This window comes from Pseudomonas sp. LBUM1674 (assembly GCF_059695635.1).
Genome location: NZ_CP166779.1, coordinates 2,419,439 through 2,437,459 on the forward strand (window position 1 = coordinate 2,419,439; position 18,021 = coordinate 2,437,459).

Genomic DNA, 18,021 nt, shown 5'->3' on the forward strand with positions numbered 1-18,021 from the left:
ATGACCGACTTCAATCCTTCGCTCTACGAAATGCTGCTGCAGAATTTCGACGGCGAATTGGACCTGTATCGCGTTGGCGAAGAAGACCAGCACACCCTGTCGGTGCTGGACAACCTGCAACGCATCCTCAACAGCCGGGCGGGCGCGCTCAGTCATCTGCCGGATTACGGCCTGCCGGATATGGGCCTGATCCTCCAGGGCTTGCCTGGCACGGCGCATGAGTTGATGAGAAGCATGGGCGATACCGTGCTCAAGTACGAACCGCGCCTGGCGGCGGTGAACATCGAACTGCTGCCGCAGGTGCAACCGGGTCATCTGGAATACGCCCTCGACGTGCAGCTCAAAGCGGGGCAGCGAGTAACCTTCGGTACCACCCTGGCGGCCGAGGGCCGAGTGCTGGTGCGTCACCTGAAGCGGCAGAACTATCTGTCGGCCACGAACCTGTAACGGAAGGGAAGCTGGATGACGGCGTTGTTTGAAATGCGTATACGCACGGGTGGTGATCCGCGCGGCTTGGGCGAGTACATGGCGTTGCGTGATGAACTGGCCAAATTGAGCCACCCGGCGTGTCCGGACGTGAGCTGGGTCAAGGTGGAGCAGTTGTGCCTGAGCTTGTTCCAGAACAATGGGGCCGATCTGCAAACCGCGGCCTTTTACGCGCTGGCGCGCAGCCATCGCCAAGGCCTGGCAGGCCTGGTGGAAGGCGTGGGATTGATCGATGCACTGTGCTGCGAATGGCCACGCTTGTGGCCGCCTGTGGCGTCGCTGCGCCTGGATATCCTGAACTGGTTGTTCGCTCAATGGCAGCCCTTGCTGCGCGGCTTGTTGATGGATACGCGGAGCTTGCCGGCACTGGTCCATCTGGACACCGAGTTGAGCCGTTTGAACCAGCGACTGGGCGCTCAGGCTCAAGTCCCGATGCTCACGCTGCAGGGTCTGCGCCAGCAGGTCGATAGCCTGATGCGACGCTTGCAGCAAAGCACTGCTGCGGGCGAAACAGTGCAGCTGTCGACGAGGTTCCCCGAACCGGCATTCTCGATGCCGGTTGTGATCCTGCCGCCCCCTCGCATGCTCGAAGCGGGAACTTCAGAGCAGAAAACCAAAAGGCGTCGGATTTCCCTGTGGCTGTTCGCAGTGGCGACTGCCATCGCCTTGACCAGCTGGTTGGGGTGGAAGCATTGGCTGGCAGGCCAGGACATCGATCGCTTGCCCGCCGATCCCGTGCAGTTGGACAGTCTGATGCTGTTCGATGCCGGCAGCGCCGAGCTCAAATCCGGCTCGACCAAAGTGCTGATCACCGCCCTGGCCGGCATCAAGGCCCGGCCAGGCTGGCTGATCGTCATCGCCGGGCATTCCGATGCCACGGGCGATGCCGGACAGAACTTTGCGCTGTCACGCGCCCGCGCCTCCGCAGTGCGTGACTGGATGCAACGCATGGGCGACATCCCGGACCGTTGTTTTGCTGTCCAGGGACTCGCAGCCAGCCAGCCGATCACCGGCAATGACACCGAGTCCGGACGCGCGGCCAACCGCCGTGTCGATATCCATCTGGTGCCGCAAGAGGGGGCCTGTGGAAGCTGAAAAAGGCGTGGCAGCCCGCAGAAAAAGTCGGTGGATTCTGGCGCAACTGTAGGCAACGACACAAAATGTTGTAGGCTGCGCGAAGGCATTTTGCCGCTGATTAAACAAGCTCCGACAAATGCGTGTATTTTCGGCTGTAGGCTTCCCGCAGCCGATTAAAACAAGCTGGAAATACAGGAAATGTCCGACGTATTTTTAGGGTTGGCTGTCGGAAGTGCGGCGGTTAGCGTGGTAGCTCTCATCACTCATCAGAGAGCCACCATGCCCGACGACATACTCAAGACCCCCGAGCCATCAACGGTGCAGAGCACCTCTCCGTACCTCTCTGGCGATTCGAAAAAATTTCACCAGGCCGCCGACCGGGCTCTCGACCACTACCTCAAACCCGCCGCTCCCGAATACGCCTGCAATCCGCGCAAACCGGCGATGATTTTTATCGTTGCCCCCGAAGTCGACAACGAAACGCTGCTGGCCCAGGTCTGCGAATTGCTGGCGTCGGCCAATGCCATGGTCAGCGATCTGGCCGGGCTGGTGGACGGATCTCAGCGCAACACGATGCTGGCGGTTCAGCAGGTCATCATGCTGGGTGAACTGGCGGTGAATCGGGTGCTGGACAATGTGGCGCCGCCGCAAAAGGCTCAACCGCTGCTGAACAACTGACGGATCAGGTTGGGTGTACTCCCGGTCCAGCGCTTGAACGATCAATACCGCTTCCAGTGAAAGGCCGTGGCGGGATTACTTGACGGCGTAAAACTTGCGCACGTAGCGGGTGCTGGTCCATGCGCATGGCGCGCCCCGGGGGACGAACACGCTGTCGCCGGTGTTGACTGTCAGACTGCTTCCGTCCGGGGCCTGCAAAGTCACGCTGCCTTCGATCAGGTGCATCAACTCATGGAGTTTGTGCGGCCGACCATGGCGCTGGTAGGACGTCGAGTCCCAGACGCCGACGCGCAGTTCGGTCGCGTCATCTTCGAAGGCATTGCGTGAGCGGCATTGCGGGGTGGGGCCGATCAGAATCTGTGGCTCCGGTGCCGCCGACGGCGAGAGCAGGGCCAGCGGGTCGAGGATGGTCAGGCCGGGTGCCGGCTTGGCAACGGGAGAGGTGATTGCACAGAAGGCCCAGCGGGTGCCGGGTTGAACCTGCACCTGCAATACCGTGCCGCAGCCGATGACGGCAGCGGCGCCGACGCCCAGTTCCAGCGTCTGCCCGTCACTGTGCAGCACGACCTGTCCAGCGTGCACGACCATGACTTCGGTGTGGGGAAATTGATCGATCGATAGGGCGGCGTCGATCTGTACGATGCCCGCCGACACGCCATCGGCGTCGCTGTAGGCGATCTGACGACCGTGTCGGAACGGGTCGGCGGCACTCAAGGGCGCTGTGGTGAATGACGTGGCAACAGGGCTGCCGTCGGCGCGCGCCAACAGCACAAGGGTAGGGTGGGACATGCGGATGACGCTCCATGAAAACAAGCTGTGAACGGGATTGGATAGCGTGCGGCGTTCAGCCGATGGCTTGGGTGACAACCGCGAATTGCCGCACGTTTGCGCTCGCTTGCGGTGGGGTGCCCTTGGCCATTTGCGCCACCGTGTCGACCTGTTTGAGGCCGGCCTGCTCCAGCCATTGACCCAAGCCACAGTCCGCCGGAATGTCGATGCGCACGAAGGCGTCCGGCACTTGGGCCAGCAGCACGCTGATCAGGTGCCTGGCCTGTTCGACATTCTCGGCGATCACCGGGCCGAGGCAGCGACCACGGCCGAAAGGGCGCAGCAGGGCGAAGGCGCGTAACTGGCCGTCACGCTCGATCCCCACTGAATGTTCGACCCCCTCGAACAGGTCCGTGAGCACGGCTTGGCGGTCCAGCCCGCTGCCGGCGTTGGCCAGGGCCAGCAGTTGCGCCCGGTCATCGGCGTGCAAGCGGCGGCATTGTTCGTTGGCTGCCAGCGGCTCGGGGACAGGGCCTTGCGCCTGACCTTGATGCTGTTGAATCCGCCCGAACTCGACAAACCCCTGGCTTACGTAAAGCGGCGCACCGGCCAGCGTGGCATTGAGCATCGGCGTGCGGGACTGGCAGGCATCCAGCGCCTGTTCCATCAACTGGCGACCGATGCCCTTGCCCTGGTAGTCGTCGCTGACGATCACCAGGCCGATGGTGGCGAACCCGCCCTGGGGGCAAGTGAACGCGGTACCGATCAGGCGTTCGCCGTCCAGCACCACGAAGCCATGGCTGACCCGCTGCAACATTGCCCAGTCTTCCAGGCGATGGGGCCACTTCAACTGCACCGACAACGCGTGGGCCGAGGGCAGGTCGGCGGCGGTCATCGGGCGATAGACATAAGCAGGTTGTTGCAAGGCGGACATGGCGAGTCTCCGTTGGACAATGTGCGCGAGCGACCGGATTTCCAGTGCGATGCTGCCTGTATCCCATCTGCACGAAAGCCTGACAAGGGGGGGCCGAGCATTCGGCAGATTCCGCAAGGCAGAGGCGGCAAGACCACACTTCCTACTTAATTGCCCGGCAAGGTCGGCAGCAAATGCTTGGGCTTTTTTTCTACGATGGAGGCCTGGGTTCACGACTCACCGTCCCTCTTCTGGAGTGCTCCATGGATAGCTTCGATCCTCGTCTCATCGCTGTGCACAGCGCTCATTTCATCGGTGGAAAATACCGCGACGCTCAACCCGGCCTGGAGGTGGTGCGGCCCTCGGATGGCCAGGTGTATGCCGAGTTGCCGATTGCCGATGCCGCGCTGGTGGACGAGGCGGTCAACGATGCCTGGCAAGCGTTCAACCGCAGCGATTGGGCCAGTCGGCCGCCCAGGGAACGGGCGCGGGTGATGCGTCGTTGGGCCGATCTGATCGAAGCCGACGCGGCCGTGTTGGCGCCGCTGGAAGCGCTGGGGTCGACCCGTCCACATAAAGACGTGATCGCCTGGGATATTCCTTATGTCGCCGAAGGCATTCGTTTTTTTGCCGAGCTGGCGGACAAGCATGGCGGCCAGGTGGCGGCGACCCAGACCGATCGCCTGGGCCTGCAGATCGCCGAACCTTACGGCGTGATTGCCGCCATCGCGCCGTGGAATTTCCCGTTGAGCATGGCTTCCTGGAAAGTCGCGCCGGCCTTGGCGGCGGGTAATGCCGTGGTGCTCAAGCCTTCGGAGTTGACGCCGTTCTCCAGCCTGCGCTTTGCCGAGCTGGCGTTGCAGGCGGGCATTCCGGCGGGGATCTTCAACGTGGTGCAGGGCGATGGCCGCACCACCGGCGACGCGCTGTGTCGGCATCCGCGGGTCGGCAAGGTGACCTTTACCGGGTCCACGGCGACCGGCTCGAGCATCATGTCGACCTGCGCGCTGGTGGGGCCGAAACCGGTCACCCTGGAACTCGGCGGCAAGAGCCCGCAACTGGTGTTCGCCGATGTTCCGGACATCGCGAAAACCGCGCGCACCGTGGCACTGGCGATTACCGGCAACGCCGGGCAGGTGTGCGTGTCCGGCTCGCGGCTGCTGATCCAGCGCTCGATCATGGAACCCTTCGTTGCTCATCTGCAGGCGTATTTCGAAGCACTGCGTCCCGGGCCGACCTGGTCAACCGAGGCCACGCTGTCGCCGATCATTTCCCGGCTGCAGGCCAGCCGTATCGATGGCATCGTCCAGCGCTCGCGCCAGGCCGGTGCCGAAGTGCTGACCGGTGGCGGGTTGTTCGAGGGCCTGGGTGGCGCCTACTACCGACCGACCTTGCTCACCGGCCTGGACAACGACAACCCGGCGATTGGCGAAGAAATCTTCGGCCCGGTACTGACCGTGCAGGCGTTCGATGATGAGGAGCAGGCCTTGAGCCTGGCGGCCCACGCCACCTATGGCCTGGCGGCGGGCGTGCACACGGCCGACATCAATCGTGCCCTGCGCCTGGTCCGGCGCCTGGAGGCGGGGACCGTCTGGGTCAACCGCTACGGGCGCAGTAACGACTACATCCTGCCGACTGGCGGCTACAAACGCTCCGGCATCGGCAAAGACCTGGGACGCGAAGCCTTCGAGGCCAACTTGCGCTTCAAGAGTGTGTTGATCGATATCGTGCAGTGAGGTGTTTTACCACCGATCGTTCCCACGCTCTGCGTGGGAATGCAGCCCGTGACGCTCTGCGTCACAACGGTGTCAGGCGTGACGCCGGCACAGAGGCCGGAACGCGGAGCGTCCCTAGAGGCATTCCCACGCAGAGCGTGGGAACGATCGGATCGCACCGCTTGCTCCTACAGGTTTCATGCCATTTACGGGCGCTTTCGTAGGGAAGCGCCCGTTTTCGTTCCACCCGGCGCAGGTTCTGCGGCAATTGCCCGCGCGTTCGCCCCCGATGGTCCCGTAAAGTCCCATAAGAGCGCACAAATACAGGCTTCGCCCAAGCCTGGAGCGCGCCGCAAAGTCTGCTGAGGGCGGGTACCAAAACGGTGGTTTGTATCGAGCGAAGGTCGCTTTTAACGCCATCTGCTGAATTCACGGTGTTGTAATGACGGTGTGCTGCAGCGTTGCATCACGGCTCCGAAAATGGAGCGAATGCTTGTCACGCCATGACCTCAACGAACTTCAGGACCGCACTCAATGAGCTTTCTTCGCCCCAAATTCATTACGTTCGACTGCTACGGTACGCTGACCAATTTCCACATGGGCACCATGACCCGCGAACTGTTCGCCGATCGCGTGAAGCCCGAGCAGATGGATCAGTTCGTCAAGGACTTCTCGGCCTATCGCCTGGACCAGGTCATGGGTGACTGGATGCCCTATGACGAAATCCTCAAGACCGCGCTGGCGCGGACCTGCAAACGCTGGGGCATCGAATACCGTGACGAAGGCCAGCTGTATTACGACGCCGTGCCAACCTGGGGCCCGCACCCGGACGTGCCGGCCGGCCTGTCGAAAATCGCCGACAAGATCCCTCTGGTGATTTTCTCCAACGCCAGCGACAGCCAGATCATGTCCAACGTCGACAAGCTCGGCGCACCGTTTCACAAGGTCTTCACCGCCGAACAGGCCCAGGCCTACAAGCCACGTCTGGCCGCGTTCGAGTACATGCTCGACAACCTCAACTGCGGTCCGGAAGACATCTTGCATGTGTCCTCCAGCTTCCGTTACGACCTGATGCCGGCCCACGACATGAAGATCAAGAACAAGGCGTTCGTCGCCCGTGGTCACGAGGTTCCGGCCAATGCCTTCTACGGCTACCAGCAGATCACTGACATCGGTGGTCTGGCGGCGCTGGTCGGGCTCTGAGTCGAACGGTAACGGCACTCTTAACCACATAAGGGATCAGACATGGGCAGTGAATCCTACTGGCTCGACACCGCACCGGCCTTCACCGGTGCCCAGCCCGGCGCTTTGCCCGGGCAGGTCGATGTGGCCATCGTCGGTGGCGGTTTCACCGGTTTGGCGGCGGCTCGGGCGTTGGCCTTGAAGGGCGCCAGTGTGGTGGTGCTGGAAGCCGGAAGGGTGATCGGCGAAGCCTCCGGGCGCAATGGCGGCCAATGCAACACCGGCGTGGCCCAGGACTACGCCGGGCTCAGCGCCAGCCTCGGTGCCGACAAGGCGCGGGCTTATTACCAGGCTTACGAAAGCGCCGTGCAGAGTGTCGTTTCATTAGTGGAGCAGGAGCAAATCGCCTGCGACCTGATCCGCAACGGCAAGCTCAAACTGGCGGCCAAGCCGATGCACTACGAAGGCCTGGCGCGCACCTGCGAACTGATTCGCAAGGAAGTCGATGCCGATGTCGAGTTGCTGACCGCCGAGCAGACCCGCGCCGAAGTAAATTCGGCGCAGTTCCACGGTGGCTTGTTGCAGCGCAACGGCGTGCAGATGCACGTCGGGCGCTTCGGCGTCGGGCTGGCCGAAGCGGCGGCACGTCACGGTGCCTTGATCCATCAAGGGACCTCGGTGGTGGACTGGAAGGCGAAGGCTGGCGGCTATCAGGTCAACACCAGCAAGGGCTCGCTGCACGCCGGGCAAGTGTTGCTGGCCACCGGCGCCTGTCAGCACGGCGGCTTGGGCTGGTATCGGCGGCGGATCGTACCGGTGGGCAGTTTCGTGATCGCCACCGAAGTCCTGCCGCAGGCCTTGATCGACCAACTGCTGCCCGGTCGGCGCGCCTATGTCACCAGCCGCATGATCGGCAACTATTTTCGCCTCACCCCGGACAACCGCCTGCTGTTCGGCGGCCGTGCGCGGTTTGCAATGTCCGACAGTGTCAACGACGCCAAGAGTGGCAAAGTGCTGCAAGCGGCGATGGTGCAGATGTTCCCGCAGCTGGCCAAGGTGAAGATCGATTACTGCTGGGGCGGCCTGGTGGACATGACCTCCGACCGCTTGCCCCGGGCCGGCCAGCACGGCGGGATTTATCACTCCATGGGCTACAGCGGCCACGGGGTGCAGATGTCGGTGCACATGGGCCAGGTCATGGCTGACGTCATGGCCGGCAAGGTCGAGGCCAACCCCTGGCGCGAACTGGAATGGCCGGCGATTCCAGGCCATTTCGGCAAACCCTGGTTCCTGCCGTTTGTGGGCGCCTGGTACCGATTCCAGGATTATTTGCATTGAGTTGATGTTGTGGCGTCACCGTCGTTTGTGTTTCCAGGACGCTCGGGACATCCGCGAGCACTGAGTGTCCGGTCTCGCCAATACAAGCCACTTTTGACGGCGTCTGTTGTCGCCATGCTGCGTTGCCGCTCCTCGCCATAGCCAGCTATGACTCGTCGCGGCGCCTTGCCTGGCAACAACAGCCACTCGCCAAAAATGGCTTGTATTGGCGAGACCGGACACGAACCTTCTGATTATCGACAGGTACAACTGATATGACTGACAACAAGATCGACTCCCAACTGATCTCCGGCCAGGACAGCCTGCGGGTGTTCGAAGGCCTCAATCGCGGCATGTCGCGCCGCAATGCCTTGCAGATGCTCGGCGTGGCCGGCGTCGCGGCGGTGGGTGCCGGCAGCCTGTTCGGCGCCGCCGGCAAACTGTTCGCCGAAGAAGCCGCCACCCCGGGCAAAGGCAAGCCGGGCGGGCGCATCCGCGTCGCCGGTATGTCCAGTTCCACCGCCGACACCCTGGACCCGGCCAAGGGCGCGCTGTCCACCGACTACGTGCGTCACTTCATGTTCTATAACGGCCTGACCCGTTTCGACAGCCACCTGGTGCCGCAACTGGAACTGGCCGAGCGCATCGACAATACCGATGCAACGCTCTGGACCATCACCCTGCGCAAGGACGTGACCTTCCACAACGGCAAGACCCTGGGCGCCGCCGACGTGGTGTATTCGCTGTCACGCCACAAGGACCCGCTGACCGGTTCCAAGGTCATGCCGCTGATGGCGCAGTTCGAGGAAATCAAGGCCACCGGCCCCAACGAAGTGCAGATCCGCCTCAGCGCGCCAAACGCCGAATTGCCATCGATCCTCGCCGTGTCGCACCTGATGATCGTTCCAGAAGGCACCACCGACTTCAACCAGGGCATCGGCACCGGGCCGTTCAAGGTCAAGGAATTCAAACCCGGCGTGCGCTCGATTGCCGCGCGCAATACCGGCTACTGGAAACCTGGCCTGCCGTACCTGGACGAGATCGAGTTCATCGCCATTGCCGACGAACCGTCGCGGATCAACGCGCTGCTGTCGGGCGATGTGCACCTGATCAACGAGGTCAACCCGCGCTCGACCGCACGGATCAAGGCCAGCGCCAAGCATCGGGTGGTCGATGCGCCGTCTGGCAACTACACCGACCTGATCATCCGCCAGGACCAGATGCCGGGCAAAAGCGCCGAATTCACCCAGGCGATGAAGCATCTGCTGGACCGTGAACAGGTCAAATCCGCGGTGTTCCGTGGCTATGCCGTGGTCGGCAACGACCATCCGATTTCCCCCGGTTCGCGCTATTACAATGCCGACCTGCCGCAGCGGGTCTACGACCCGGAAAAAGCCAAATTCCTGCTGAAGAAGGCCGGCATGGAAAGCATCAGCATGCCGCTGGTTGCATCACCTGCCGCCACCGGTTCGGTGGACATCGCCGTGCTGCTGCAACAATCGGCGAAGCAGGCCGGGCTCAAGCTCGACGTCAAACGTCTGCCGAGCGACGGCTACTGGTCCAACCACTGGATGAAGCACCCGTTGAGTTTCGGCAACATCAACCCGCGGCCGAACGCCGACGTGATGTTCTCGCAGTTCTTCCAATCCAAAGCGCCGTGGAACGAATCCGGCTGGCAGAACGATCAGTTCGACCAGTTGCTGATGCTCGCCCGGGGTGAAACCGACGACGCCAAGCGCAGCAAGATGTACGCCGACATGCAGACCCTGGTGCATGACCACAGCGGCATCGGCGTGCCGGTGTTCATCAGCAACATCGACGGCGTCGACCAGCGCATCAAAGGTTATGGCAGCAACCCGCTGGGCGGCTTCATGGGCTACATGTTCGCCGAGCAGGTCTGGCTGGACGCTTGATCCGCGATGGGTTTGCGCTACGAGGACATTGCATGAGGGTAGGGCGATGAATAGCAACACACTGTGGTTGATCGGCCGGCGCCTGGGCGCCGCGATCGTGACCTTGTTGATCGTGTCCATGGTCGTGTTCGCGATCACGGCAGTACTGCCGGGGGACGCGGCGCAACAGGCGCTTGGGCAGTTCGCCACGCCGGAACAAGTGGCAGCCTTGCGCCTGAAACTGGGGCTCGACCAGCCCGGTGTGTTGCGTTACCTGCACTGGTTGATGAACCTGCTCAGCGGTGACCTCGGCCAGTCGGTGTCCAACGCCATGCCGGTCAGCGACCTGATGGCCGGGCGGGTGCCCAACACCCTGATGCTGGCGGCCGCCACGGCGCTGGTGTCGGTGCCGGTGGCGTTGATCCTCGGCATCGGTTCGGCGATGGGCCGCGGTGGGCGCATCGACAGCTTCCTGAGCTTTTTCACCCTGGCCATGGTGGCCGTGCCGGAGTTTCTGGTGGCGACCCTGGCGGTGCTGATTTTCGCGGTGAACCTGGGCTGGTTGTCGGCGCTGTCCTACGCCAGCGACATCACTTCACCCTGGCAATTCATGCGCACCTACGCCTTGCCGGTGATGACGCTGTGCTGCGTGATCGTCGCGCAAATGGCGCGCATGACCCGGGCGGCGGTGATCGATCAGCTCGACAGCCCTTACGTGGAGATGGCCCGGCTCAAGGGCGTGAGCCCGATGCGCATCGTGCTGCGCCACGCCTTGCCCAACGCCATCGGGCCGATCGCCAACGCCATCGCCCTGAGCCTGTCCTACCTGTTGGGCGGGGTGGTGATCGTCGAGACGATCTTCAACTACCCCGGCATCGCCAGCCTGATGGTCGATGCGGTAACCAACCGCGACATGGCGCTGGTCCAGGCCTGCACCATGCTGTTTTGCACGGCGTACCTGGGGTTGGTGCTGATTGCCGACCTGTGCGCGATTCTGTCCAATCCGAGGCTGAGAAACCAATGAACAATCTCATTGTGAAATCGACGCCTGCTGCGCCTGAACTGGCGGTGGGCAAGGTGTCCGGCGGCGCTTCCTGGCTGGGGCTGGTCGGGGCGGTGATGTGTTTGCTGTGGCTGCTGGTGGCGATCTTCGGCCCGTGGCTGGCGCCGCACCCGGTGGGGGCCGTGGTCTCCGACAACGTCTTTGACAGCATGAGTACGGTCTACCCGTTCGGCACCGACTACCTGGGCCGCGACATGCTCAGCCGCGTCCTCGTCGGCGCCCGGTTTACCGTGGGCCTGGCGTTGGTGGCGGCGGTGTTGGCCAGCGGCCTGGGCACCGGTTGCGCCTTGCTGTCGGTGGTGTCGCCGAAGTGGCTGGATGAAGTGATCAGTCGCCTGATGGACGCCTTCATTTCGATCCCGAGCAAGATGCTCGCCCTGATCATGGTCTCGGCCTTCGGCTCCTCGGTCACCTTGCTGATCTGCACGGCGGTGTTGAGCTTTACCCCGGGCGCGTTTCGCATCGCCCGCAGCATGGCGGTGAACATCGAAGCCCTGGAGTACGTGCAAGTAGCCCGTACCCGCGGCGAGCGTCGGCTGTACATTGCCTGCGTGGAAATCCTGCCGAACATGCTCAATCCGGTGCTGACGGACCTGGGCTTGCGCTTCGGCTTCATTGTGCTGCTGCTCAGCGGCATGAGCTTTCTCGGCCTGGGCGTGCAACCGCCGGATGCCGACCTCGGCTCGCTGGTGCGCGAGAACATCGGCGGCCTCAACCAGGGCGCGCCGGCCATCGTCATCCCGGCCCTGGCCATCGGCACCCTGACCATCGGGGTGAATCTGTTTATCGACCGGCTGTCGTCGCGACGTAGTCGACGTTCGGGAGGTCATTGATATGAGCCAATTGATACGCGTCGAAAACCTGCGGGTGGTCGCCTGTGGCGAGCGCGGCGAGGTGGAAATCGTCAAGGGCGTGAGCTTCGCCCTGGCAAAAGGTGAAGTGCTGGCGCTGATCGGCGAGTCCGGTTCCGGCAAGACCACCATCGCCCTGGCGCTGCTCGGCTACGCCCGACGTGGCTGCCGGTTGGCGGGCGGGGTGGTGCAGGTCGGCGAGCACGACATGCTGGCGTTGAGTGAACGCGAGCTGCAAGACCTGCGCGGCAACCGGGTGTCGTACATCGCGCAAAGCGCCGCGGCGGCGTTCAACCCGGCGAAAAAACTCATCGACCAGGTGGTGGAGGGCGCCTTGATTCATGGCCTGGGCAGTCGCGCCGTACTCGAAGCCAAGGCCATCGAACTGTTCCGCGACCTGGCGCTGCCGGACCCCGAGCGCATCGGCCAGCGCTACCCCCATCAGGTCTCCGGCGGGCAACTGCAGCGGGTGATGGCGGCCATGGCGCTGATCAGCGATCCGCTGCTGGTGGTGCTCGACGAACCGACCACGGCCCTCGACGTGACCACCCAGATCGACGTGCTGCGCGCCTTCAAGCGGGTGGTGCGCGAACGGGGCGCGACAGCGGTCTATGTGTCCCACGACCTGGCCGTGGTGGCGCAAATGGCCGATCAGATCGTGGTACTCAACGGCGGCCAGATCTTCGAACAGAGCGCCACCGCGCCTTTGCTCAAGGGCCCGGCCCACGAATACACCCGCAGCCTGCTGGCGGCGGCGCGGCCGGACACCACCATCCGCCCACCCTGTGGTGTCGCTGAAGACACGCCGTTGCTGACGATCCAGGGCCTGACCGCCGGCTACGGCAACAAGGACACGCACGGCATGCCGTCGATTCGTGTGCTGGAAGACATCGACCTGACCGTGCGCCGGGGCCAGGCCATCGGCGTGATCGGTGAGTCGGGCTCGGGTAAATCGACCCTGGCGCGGGTGGTGGCAGGCTTGCTGACCCCGGCGCTCGGCGGTTTGACCTTTGACGGCCAGCCATTGGGCGGCAGCCTGTCCGAACGCACCGACGAACAATTCCGGCGCATTCAAATGGTGTTCCAGAATGCCGACACCGCCCTCAACCCGATGCACAGCGTCAGCGCGATTCTGAGTCGGCCGCTGAAGATGTATTTCGGCCTCAAGGGCGCCGCGCTGCGCGAGCGTATCGGCGAGCTGCTGGACCTGGTGCGCCTGCCGCGAGCCATGGCCGAACGCCGGCCGAACGAACTGTCCGGCGGGCAAAAACAGCGGGTCAACCTGGCGCGGGCCCTGGCGGCCAAGCCGGACCTGATTCTTTGCGACGAAGTGACCTCGGCGCTGGATACCGTGGTCGGTGCGGCGATTCTTGAACTGCTGCGCGACCTGCGCCAGCAACTGGGGGTGTCCTACCTGTTCATCAGCCACGACATTTCCACGGTGCGCGCGCTGTGCGACGACATTGTGGTGATGTACAGCGGCCACAAGGTACAGGCCGGCACCCGGCAAGCGTTCGCCCAGGCACCCTTCCATCCGTACACCGACCTGTTGATTCATTCGGTGCCGGAACTGCGCCAGGGCTGGCTGGAGAACTGCGGCACCACCTGCGGCGAGCTGCCGCCGATGGGTGCCAGGGCCAACGTGCCAGAGCTCTGCACCTTCCTCAATCGGTGCCCGGTGCGGATCGATGGCGTGTGCAATCGCACGGCACCGAACCGGCGGATCATTGCCGGTGGCAGTGAAATCCTCTGTCACCGCGACAGCGCCGAGTTGCTCAAAACCCAGCAGGATTTGAACATCATGACCCAGGGAGCCTACGCATGAAGGGGCGTTTTGTGAGACTGGCCGAGCAGGGCCGACCGACCGTCAGTTTGACCGTGGACGGCGCACCCATCGAGGCGTTGCGTGGCGACACCCTGATGGTCGCGTTGCTGACCCAAGGCTCGGCGTTGCGCCAATCGGAATTCGATTCGGGGCGGCGCGCCGGTTTCTGCCTGATGGGCGCCTGCCAGGATTGCTGGGTCTGGACTCGCGGCGGCGAACGTCTGCGTGCCTGTTCCAACGAAGTCCGTGAAGGACTGGACATCGTCACCACACAACCGGAGGCGATATGGCCATTGCGCGGCTGAGTGCTCATCGAGTGGTTATCGTCGGCGCCGGGCCGGCCGGCATTCGCTGTGCAGAGACCTTGCTGGCGGCAGGGGTCAAGCCGATCCTGATCGACGAGAATCGCCGGGATGGCGGGCAGATCTACCGCCGCCAGCCCGAAGGGTTCACCCGGGATTACGCCACCCTGTATGGCACCGAGGCCACCAAGGCCCGGCACCTGCACCAAAGTTTCGACCGCTTGCGCGGGCAGATCGACTACCGCCCGGACACCCTGGTGTGGAACCTGACGCCGGGGCAACTGTGCTGCGTCAGTCAGGGCCGACATACGACGGTGGATTACGACACATTGATCCTCTGCACCGGCGCCACCGACCGTCTGATGCCGATCGAAGGCTGGCAACTGGCGGGGACCTACAGCCTCGGCGGGGCGCAAATCGCGCTCAAGTCCCAGGCGGTGTCCATCGGCCACAGCGTAGTGTTCATGGGCAGCGGGCCGTTGCTGTACCTGGTGGCCAGCCAGTACGTCAAGGCCGGTGCCAACGTGGCGGCGGTGCTCGACACCTCGCCGCTGCGCAAACGCATCCTCGCCCTGCCCAAACTGCTGGCGCGTCCCGGGTTGCTGTTCACCGGGATGAAACTGCTGGCGCAGCTGTATCAGGCGAAAATCCCGGTGCACCTGGGGGTGCAGCCGCTGCAAGTTGTGGGCGACGCCGCGAGCGGTGTCAGCGGTGTGCGGGTGCGTACCGCCAAAGGCGAGACCTTGGCGGTGGATTGCGACGCCGTGGCCCTGGGTTATCACTTGCGCCCGGAAACCCAGCTGGCCGATCTGGCCGGTTGCCGCATGCGCTTTGATGACGCCTCCGGCCAATGGTGGCTGGCGGTGGACGAGGACGGCCGGACGTCGGTCGATGGTGTGTATGCCGCCGGGGACGGTTCGAAGATTCGCGGCGCGGATGCGGCGGAACACGCCGGACGCCTGGTGGCCATGGCGCTGCTGGAAGACCTGCATCAGCCAGTGAATGCCGGTGTGCGCGACAAGCAACGCCACGCACTGGCAGTGATGGACCAGTTTCGCCTTGGCCTGGCCCAGGCGTTTCCCTGGCCTGCCGAACACGCCAGGGCACTGCCGGATGCAGCCATTGTCTGCCGCTGCGAAATGATCAGCGCCGGCGAGTTGCGCCGCACCGTCAGTGAAAAGGGCGCGTGTGAAGTCAATCGGGCCAAGGCGTTCAGCCGGGTCGGCATGGGCCGTTGCCAGGGCCGTTATTGCGCCCAGGCCGGGGCCGAGGTGATTGCCGCGGCGGCCGGGGTCCAGGTGCAACAGGTCGGCCGGCAGCGTGGCCAGGCACCGGTCAAACCCCTTTCGATGCTTACCGAGGAGGTGTCGCCATGACGGTACACAAAGCCGATGTCGTGATTGTCGGCGGCGGCCTGATGGGCTCGGCGGCGGCGTTTTTCCTGCGCCGACGCGGGCAGTCGGTGATCCTGCTGGAGCGCGACCAGATTGGTCAGTACGCCAGTGGCGTGAACTTCGGCAACGTGCGGCGCCAGGGGCGCTACCTTGGCCAGCTGGCGTTGGCCAACCGTTCCTGGGCGCTGTGGAAGCGTCTGCCGGAGCTGATCGATGACGACCTCGAATTCATCGCCAGCGGCCACATGCGGGTGTGCTACCGCGAAGACGAAATCCCCGAACTTGAGGCGTACGCGGCAGCACCCGAAGCGGCGCAGCTGGACCTGCAGATCTTTCGTGGCGCCGAGCTGCACGCGCGTTTTCCGTTCCTGGGGCGGGACGTGAAGGGCGGTTCCTATGCGCCCCACGATGGGCACGCCAATCCGCGCCTGGCAGCCCCGGCCTTTGCCCGTGCCGCACGCCGCCTCGGCGCGCGGATCGAGGAGCAGACCGAAGTCGCCGAGGTGCAGAAGGTCGGCGGCGCGTTCAGCATCACCACCACCGACGGCCGCCGGTTCAGCGCCCCACAGTTACTGATCACCGCCGGCGCCTGGGGTCAGAAGCTGTCCAGCCAGTTCGGCGAACCGGTGCCGCTGGACACCCACGGCCCGCAAATGGCCGTGACCGAGCCGGTGCCGTACGCCTTGCCGACGGTGATCGGCGTGTACACCAAAATTCCCGAGGAAGTGATCTATTTCCGGCAGATCCCCCGGGGCAACATCGTCATCGGCGGCGGCTACCGCAGCAAACCGGACATGCTCAATCGCCGGGCCCAGGTCGAGCCGCGCAGCATCCTCAATCAGCTCGAACAAATGCGCCGCCTGCTGCCGGGTGTCGGCAACCTCAACATCATCCGGGTCTGGAGCGGCATCGAGGGTTACCTGCCCGATTCCCTGCCGGTGATGGGCCCGAGTGGCACCGTCGATGGCCTGTTCTATGCCTTCGGCTTCTGCGGCCATGGCTTCCAGCTCGGTCCGGGCGTCGGCGACGTGATGGCCGAACTGATCAGCACCGGCAGTACCAGCACTTCGATTGAGCCGTTCTCCATCAACCGGTTCGCCCTTTCCGCCGAGCAACGGAGCAAGGCCTCATGAAACCCCGTGTACTGGACATTCTCAAACGCCTGATGGCTTTCGACACCGTCTCTTCGGAGTCGAACATGGCGCTCATCGAATACGTGCGCGACCTGCTGTTGAGCAAAGGCATCGAGTCGCTGATCGTGCAGGACGAGACCGGTAAAAAAGCCAATCTGTTCGCCAGCGCCGGCCCCCGGGAGTTACCGGGGATCCTGCTGTCCGGCCATACCGACGTGGTGCCGGCGGCGGGGCAGGCCTGGACCTTCCCGGCGTTCCAGGCGACGGTGCAGGACGGGCGGATCTACGGCCGTGGCAGTTGCGACATGAAGGGCTTCATCGCCCTGGCCATCGACGCCATGCTCGACGCGGCGGACAGCCCGTTGAGCCGGCCACTGCAACTGGCGCTGTCTCACGACGAGGAAACCGGCTGCGTCGGTGTGCGCCGTTTGCTCGACGTGCTGCACCTGGCGCCGGTGCGGCCGTTCCTGTGCCTGATCGGCGAACCGACCAACATGCAGTTCGTGCTCGGGCACAAGGGCAAGGGGTCTTACCGCACTTACTGTCGTGGCCTGGAGGCGCATTCCTCGCTGGCCCCGCGTTCGGTCAATGCGATTCACGTAGCCTGCGATTTCATCACCGCGCTGCGTCAGAGCCAGCAGCAGTTGCAGGAGCAGGGCGCTCAGGATGCGGACTACGACGTGCCCTACAGCACCGTGCATGTCGGGCAGATTGTCGGCGGCAAGGCGCTGAACATCGTGCCCAACCTGTGCACCCTGGATTTCGAAGTGCGCAACTTGCCGGCGGACGATCTGGATCAGTTCCTGGAGCAGATGCGCGAGCGCGCCGAAGTGATTGTGCGCGAGGCGAAAAAGCTGTCCAGCGTCGCGGCCATCGAGATTGAAACCATCAATGTGTATCCCGGCCTGGACACGCATCCGAGCGTCGAAGCGGTGCGTTTTCTGAAGAACTTCGCCGCGCCCGATACCGGCACCGCCAAGGTCTCTTTCGGCACCGAGGGCGGGCTGTTCAAGCAGCGCCTGGATGTGCCGGTGGTGGTCTGCGGCCCGGGCTCGATCGAACAGGCGCACAAGCCGGACGAGTTTATCGAGATCAGCCAGATGGAGGCGGGGGAGCGGTTTCTGGAAGGGTTGCTGGGGTCCTTGAAGTTGTAATCCACTCTATGGCAAACAGAGATCAAATGTGGGAGCGAGCTTGCTCGCGATGAGGGCGTGACATTCAACATTGATATTGACTGATCTTCCGCTATCGCGAGCAAGCTCGCTCCCACAGGGTTCTGTGTTTACCTGGACAGACCCTGTCTCCCCCCGGTAGAGCCTGCCGTCCCGCCGCCAATTTCAGCATCCAACACCGCCCAATCGGCGCTTTCAGCATCCTCACCCGCAGCACCTCCCTAGACTGGAACCTGTCTCGGATCAGGACTCG

At 63.7% G+C, this 18,021-nt stretch carries 16 protein-coding genes; 14 read left to right on the forward strand and 2 right to left on the reverse strand.

The window, feature by feature from the left end:
* The 3 genes from tssE to ACA067_RS11300 all read left to right on the forward strand — a co-directional run bounded on the left by tssE (window position 1) and on the right by ACA067_RS11300 (window position 2,241).
* Complete coding sequence (tssE, locus tag ACA067_RS11290; protein ID WP_497461823.1) at window positions 1–447, forward strand: type VI secretion system baseplate subunit TssE; 447 nt, start codon at window positions 1–3, stop codon at window positions 445–447.
* A 15-nt stretch (window positions 448–462) separates the two neighbouring features.
* Window positions 463–1,581: an OmpA family protein gene (locus ACA067_RS11295; protein ID WP_497461824.1), complete on the forward strand. Its 1,119-nt coding sequence runs from the start codon at window positions 463–465 to the stop codon at window positions 1,579–1,581.
* A gap of 261 nt (window positions 1,582–1,842) precedes the next feature.
* A complete protein-coding gene (locus tag ACA067_RS11300) occupies window positions 1,843–2,241 on the forward strand; it encodes a DUF6124 family protein (protein ID WP_497461825.1) in 399 nt (132 codons plus the stop codon).
* A 75-nt stretch (window positions 2,242–2,316) separates the two neighbouring features.
* Here ACA067_RS11300 and ACA067_RS11305 read toward each other — a convergent pair whose 3' ends face one another.
* Both ACA067_RS11305 and ACA067_RS11310 read right to left on the reverse strand, forming a co-directional pair.
* Window positions 2,317–3,030 carry a cupin domain-containing protein gene (locus ACA067_RS11305; RefSeq protein WP_497461826.1) on the reverse strand — a complete coding sequence of 238 codons (714 nt, stop codon included), beginning with the start codon at window positions 3,028–3,030 and terminating at the stop codon, window positions 2,317–2,319.
* Window positions 3,031–3,085: 55 nt separating this feature from the next.
* Complete coding sequence (locus tag ACA067_RS11310) at window positions 3,086–3,943, reverse strand: GNAT family N-acetyltransferase (protein ID WP_497461827.1); 858 nt, start codon at window positions 3,941–3,943, stop codon at window positions 3,086–3,088.
* Between the two features lie 242 nt (window positions 3,944–4,185).
* Here ACA067_RS11310 and ACA067_RS11315 point away from each other — a divergent pair, with 242 nt between their 5' ends.
* The 11 genes from ACA067_RS11315 to argE all read left to right on the forward strand — a co-directional run bounded on the left by ACA067_RS11315 (window position 4,186) and on the right by argE (window position 17,750).
* Window positions 4,186–5,658, forward strand: coding sequence for an aldehyde dehydrogenase family protein (locus tag ACA067_RS11315; protein ID WP_497461828.1), 1,473 nt, complete (start codon window positions 4,186–4,188; stop codon window positions 5,656–5,658).
* A 513-nt stretch (window positions 5,659–6,171) separates the two neighbouring features.
* Window positions 6,172–6,840, forward strand: a complete 669-nt coding sequence (locus ACA067_RS11320) for a haloacid dehalogenase type II (RefSeq protein ID WP_129444761.1) — start codon at window positions 6,172–6,174, stop codon at window positions 6,838–6,840.
* Window positions 6,841–6,882: 42 nt separating this feature from the next.
* Window positions 6,883–8,157 carry an NAD(P)/FAD-dependent oxidoreductase gene (locus ACA067_RS11325; RefSeq protein ID WP_497461829.1) on the forward strand — a complete coding sequence of 425 codons (1,275 nt, stop codon included), beginning with the start codon at window positions 6,883–6,885 and terminating at the stop codon, window positions 8,155–8,157.
* A 254-nt stretch (window positions 8,158–8,411) separates the two neighbouring features.
* Complete coding sequence (locus ACA067_RS11330) at window positions 8,412–10,049, forward strand: ABC transporter substrate-binding protein (RefSeq protein ID WP_497461830.1); 1,638 nt, start codon at window positions 8,412–8,414, stop codon at window positions 10,047–10,049.
* Between the two features lie 46 nt (window positions 10,050–10,095).
* Window positions 10,096–11,052 carry an ABC transporter permease gene (locus ACA067_RS11335; protein ID WP_497456659.1) on the forward strand — a complete coding sequence of 319 codons (957 nt, stop codon included), beginning with the start codon at window positions 10,096–10,098 and terminating at the stop codon, window positions 11,050–11,052.
* Window positions 11,049–11,924, forward strand: a complete 876-nt coding sequence (locus tag ACA067_RS11340; RefSeq protein ID WP_497461831.1) for an ABC transporter permease — start codon at window positions 11,049–11,051, stop codon at window positions 11,922–11,924. The genes ACA067_RS11335 and ACA067_RS11340 overlap by 4 nt, the downstream gene beginning before the upstream one ends.
* Before the next feature lies 1 nt (window position 11,925).
* Window positions 11,926–13,767 carry an ABC transporter ATP-binding protein gene (locus tag ACA067_RS11345; protein WP_497461832.1) on the forward strand — a complete coding sequence of 614 codons (1,842 nt, stop codon included), beginning with the start codon at window positions 11,926–11,928 and terminating at the stop codon, window positions 13,765–13,767.
* Window positions 13,764–14,072, forward strand: a complete 309-nt coding sequence (locus ACA067_RS11350; RefSeq protein WP_497461833.1) for a (2Fe-2S)-binding protein — start codon at window positions 13,764–13,766, stop codon at window positions 14,070–14,072. Before ACA067_RS11345 ends, ACA067_RS11350 begins: the two co-directional genes overlap by 4 nt.
* Window positions 14,054–15,445: an FAD/NAD(P)-dependent oxidoreductase gene (locus ACA067_RS11355; protein ID WP_497461834.1), complete on the forward strand. Its 1,392-nt coding sequence runs from the start codon at window positions 14,054–14,056 to the stop codon at window positions 15,443–15,445. Before ACA067_RS11350 ends, ACA067_RS11355 begins: the two co-directional genes overlap by 19 nt.
* Window positions 15,442–16,596 (forward strand): NAD(P)/FAD-dependent oxidoreductase, encoded by a 1,155-nt coding sequence (locus ACA067_RS11360; protein ID WP_497461835.1) that lies wholly within the window; start codon window positions 15,442–15,444, stop codon window positions 16,594–16,596. Before ACA067_RS11355 ends, ACA067_RS11360 begins: the two co-directional genes overlap by 4 nt.
* Window positions 16,593–17,750: an acetylornithine deacetylase gene (argE, locus tag ACA067_RS11365; protein WP_497461836.1), complete on the forward strand. Its 1,158-nt coding sequence runs from the start codon at window positions 16,593–16,595 to the stop codon at window positions 17,748–17,750. The genes ACA067_RS11360 and argE overlap by 4 nt, the downstream gene beginning before the upstream one ends.
* The last annotated feature ends 271 nt before the right edge of the window (window positions 17,751–18,021 follow it).

What these genes read in the sequence shown, in the direction of transcription:
- tssE (WP_497461823.1), top strand. Translation starts at nt 1, where the DNA reads ATGACCGACTTCAATCCTTCGCTCTACGAAATGCTGCTGCAGAATTTC.
- ACA067_RS11295 (WP_497461824.1), top strand. Translation starts at nt 463, where the DNA reads ATGACGGCGTTGTTTGAAATGCGTATACGCACGGGTGGTGATCCGCGC.
- ACA067_RS11300 (WP_497461825.1), top strand. Translation starts at nt 1,843, where the DNA reads ATGCCCGACGACATACTCAAGACCCCCGAGCCATCAACGGTGCAGAGC.
- ACA067_RS11305 (WP_497461826.1), bottom strand. Translation starts at nt 3,030, where the DNA reads ATGTCCCACCCTACCCTTGTGCTGTTGGCGCGCGCCGACGGCAGCCCT.
- ACA067_RS11310 (WP_497461827.1), bottom strand. Translation starts at nt 3,943, where the DNA reads ATGTCCGCCTTGCAACAACCTGCTTATGTCTATCGCCCGATGACCGCC.
- ACA067_RS11315 (WP_497461828.1), top strand. Translation starts at nt 4,186, where the DNA reads ATGGATAGCTTCGATCCTCGTCTCATCGCTGTGCACAGCGCTCATTTC.
- ACA067_RS11320 (WP_129444761.1), top strand. Translation starts at nt 6,172, where the DNA reads ATGAGCTTTCTTCGCCCCAAATTCATTACGTTCGACTGCTACGGTACG.
- ACA067_RS11325 (WP_497461829.1), top strand. Translation starts at nt 6,883, where the DNA reads ATGGGCAGTGAATCCTACTGGCTCGACACCGCACCGGCCTTCACCGGT.
- ACA067_RS11330 (WP_497461830.1), top strand. Translation starts at nt 8,412, where the DNA reads ATGACTGACAACAAGATCGACTCCCAACTGATCTCCGGCCAGGACAGC.
- ACA067_RS11335 (WP_497456659.1), top strand. Translation starts at nt 10,096, where the DNA reads ATGAATAGCAACACACTGTGGTTGATCGGCCGGCGCCTGGGCGCCGCG.
- ACA067_RS11340 (WP_497461831.1), top strand. Translation starts at nt 11,049, where the DNA reads ATGAACAATCTCATTGTGAAATCGACGCCTGCTGCGCCTGAACTGGCG.
- ACA067_RS11345 (WP_497461832.1), top strand. Translation starts at nt 11,926, where the DNA reads ATGAGCCAATTGATACGCGTCGAAAACCTGCGGGTGGTCGCCTGTGGC.
- ACA067_RS11350 (WP_497461833.1), top strand. Translation starts at nt 13,764, where the DNA reads ATGAAGGGGCGTTTTGTGAGACTGGCCGAGCAGGGCCGACCGACCGTC.
- ACA067_RS11355 (WP_497461834.1), top strand. Translation starts at nt 14,054, where the DNA reads ATGGCCATTGCGCGGCTGAGTGCTCATCGAGTGGTTATCGTCGGCGCC.
- ACA067_RS11360 (WP_497461835.1), top strand. Translation starts at nt 15,442, where the DNA reads ATGACGGTACACAAAGCCGATGTCGTGATTGTCGGCGGCGGCCTGATG.
- argE (WP_497461836.1), top strand. Translation starts at nt 16,593, where the DNA reads ATGAAACCCCGTGTACTGGACATTCTCAAACGCCTGATGGCTTTCGAC.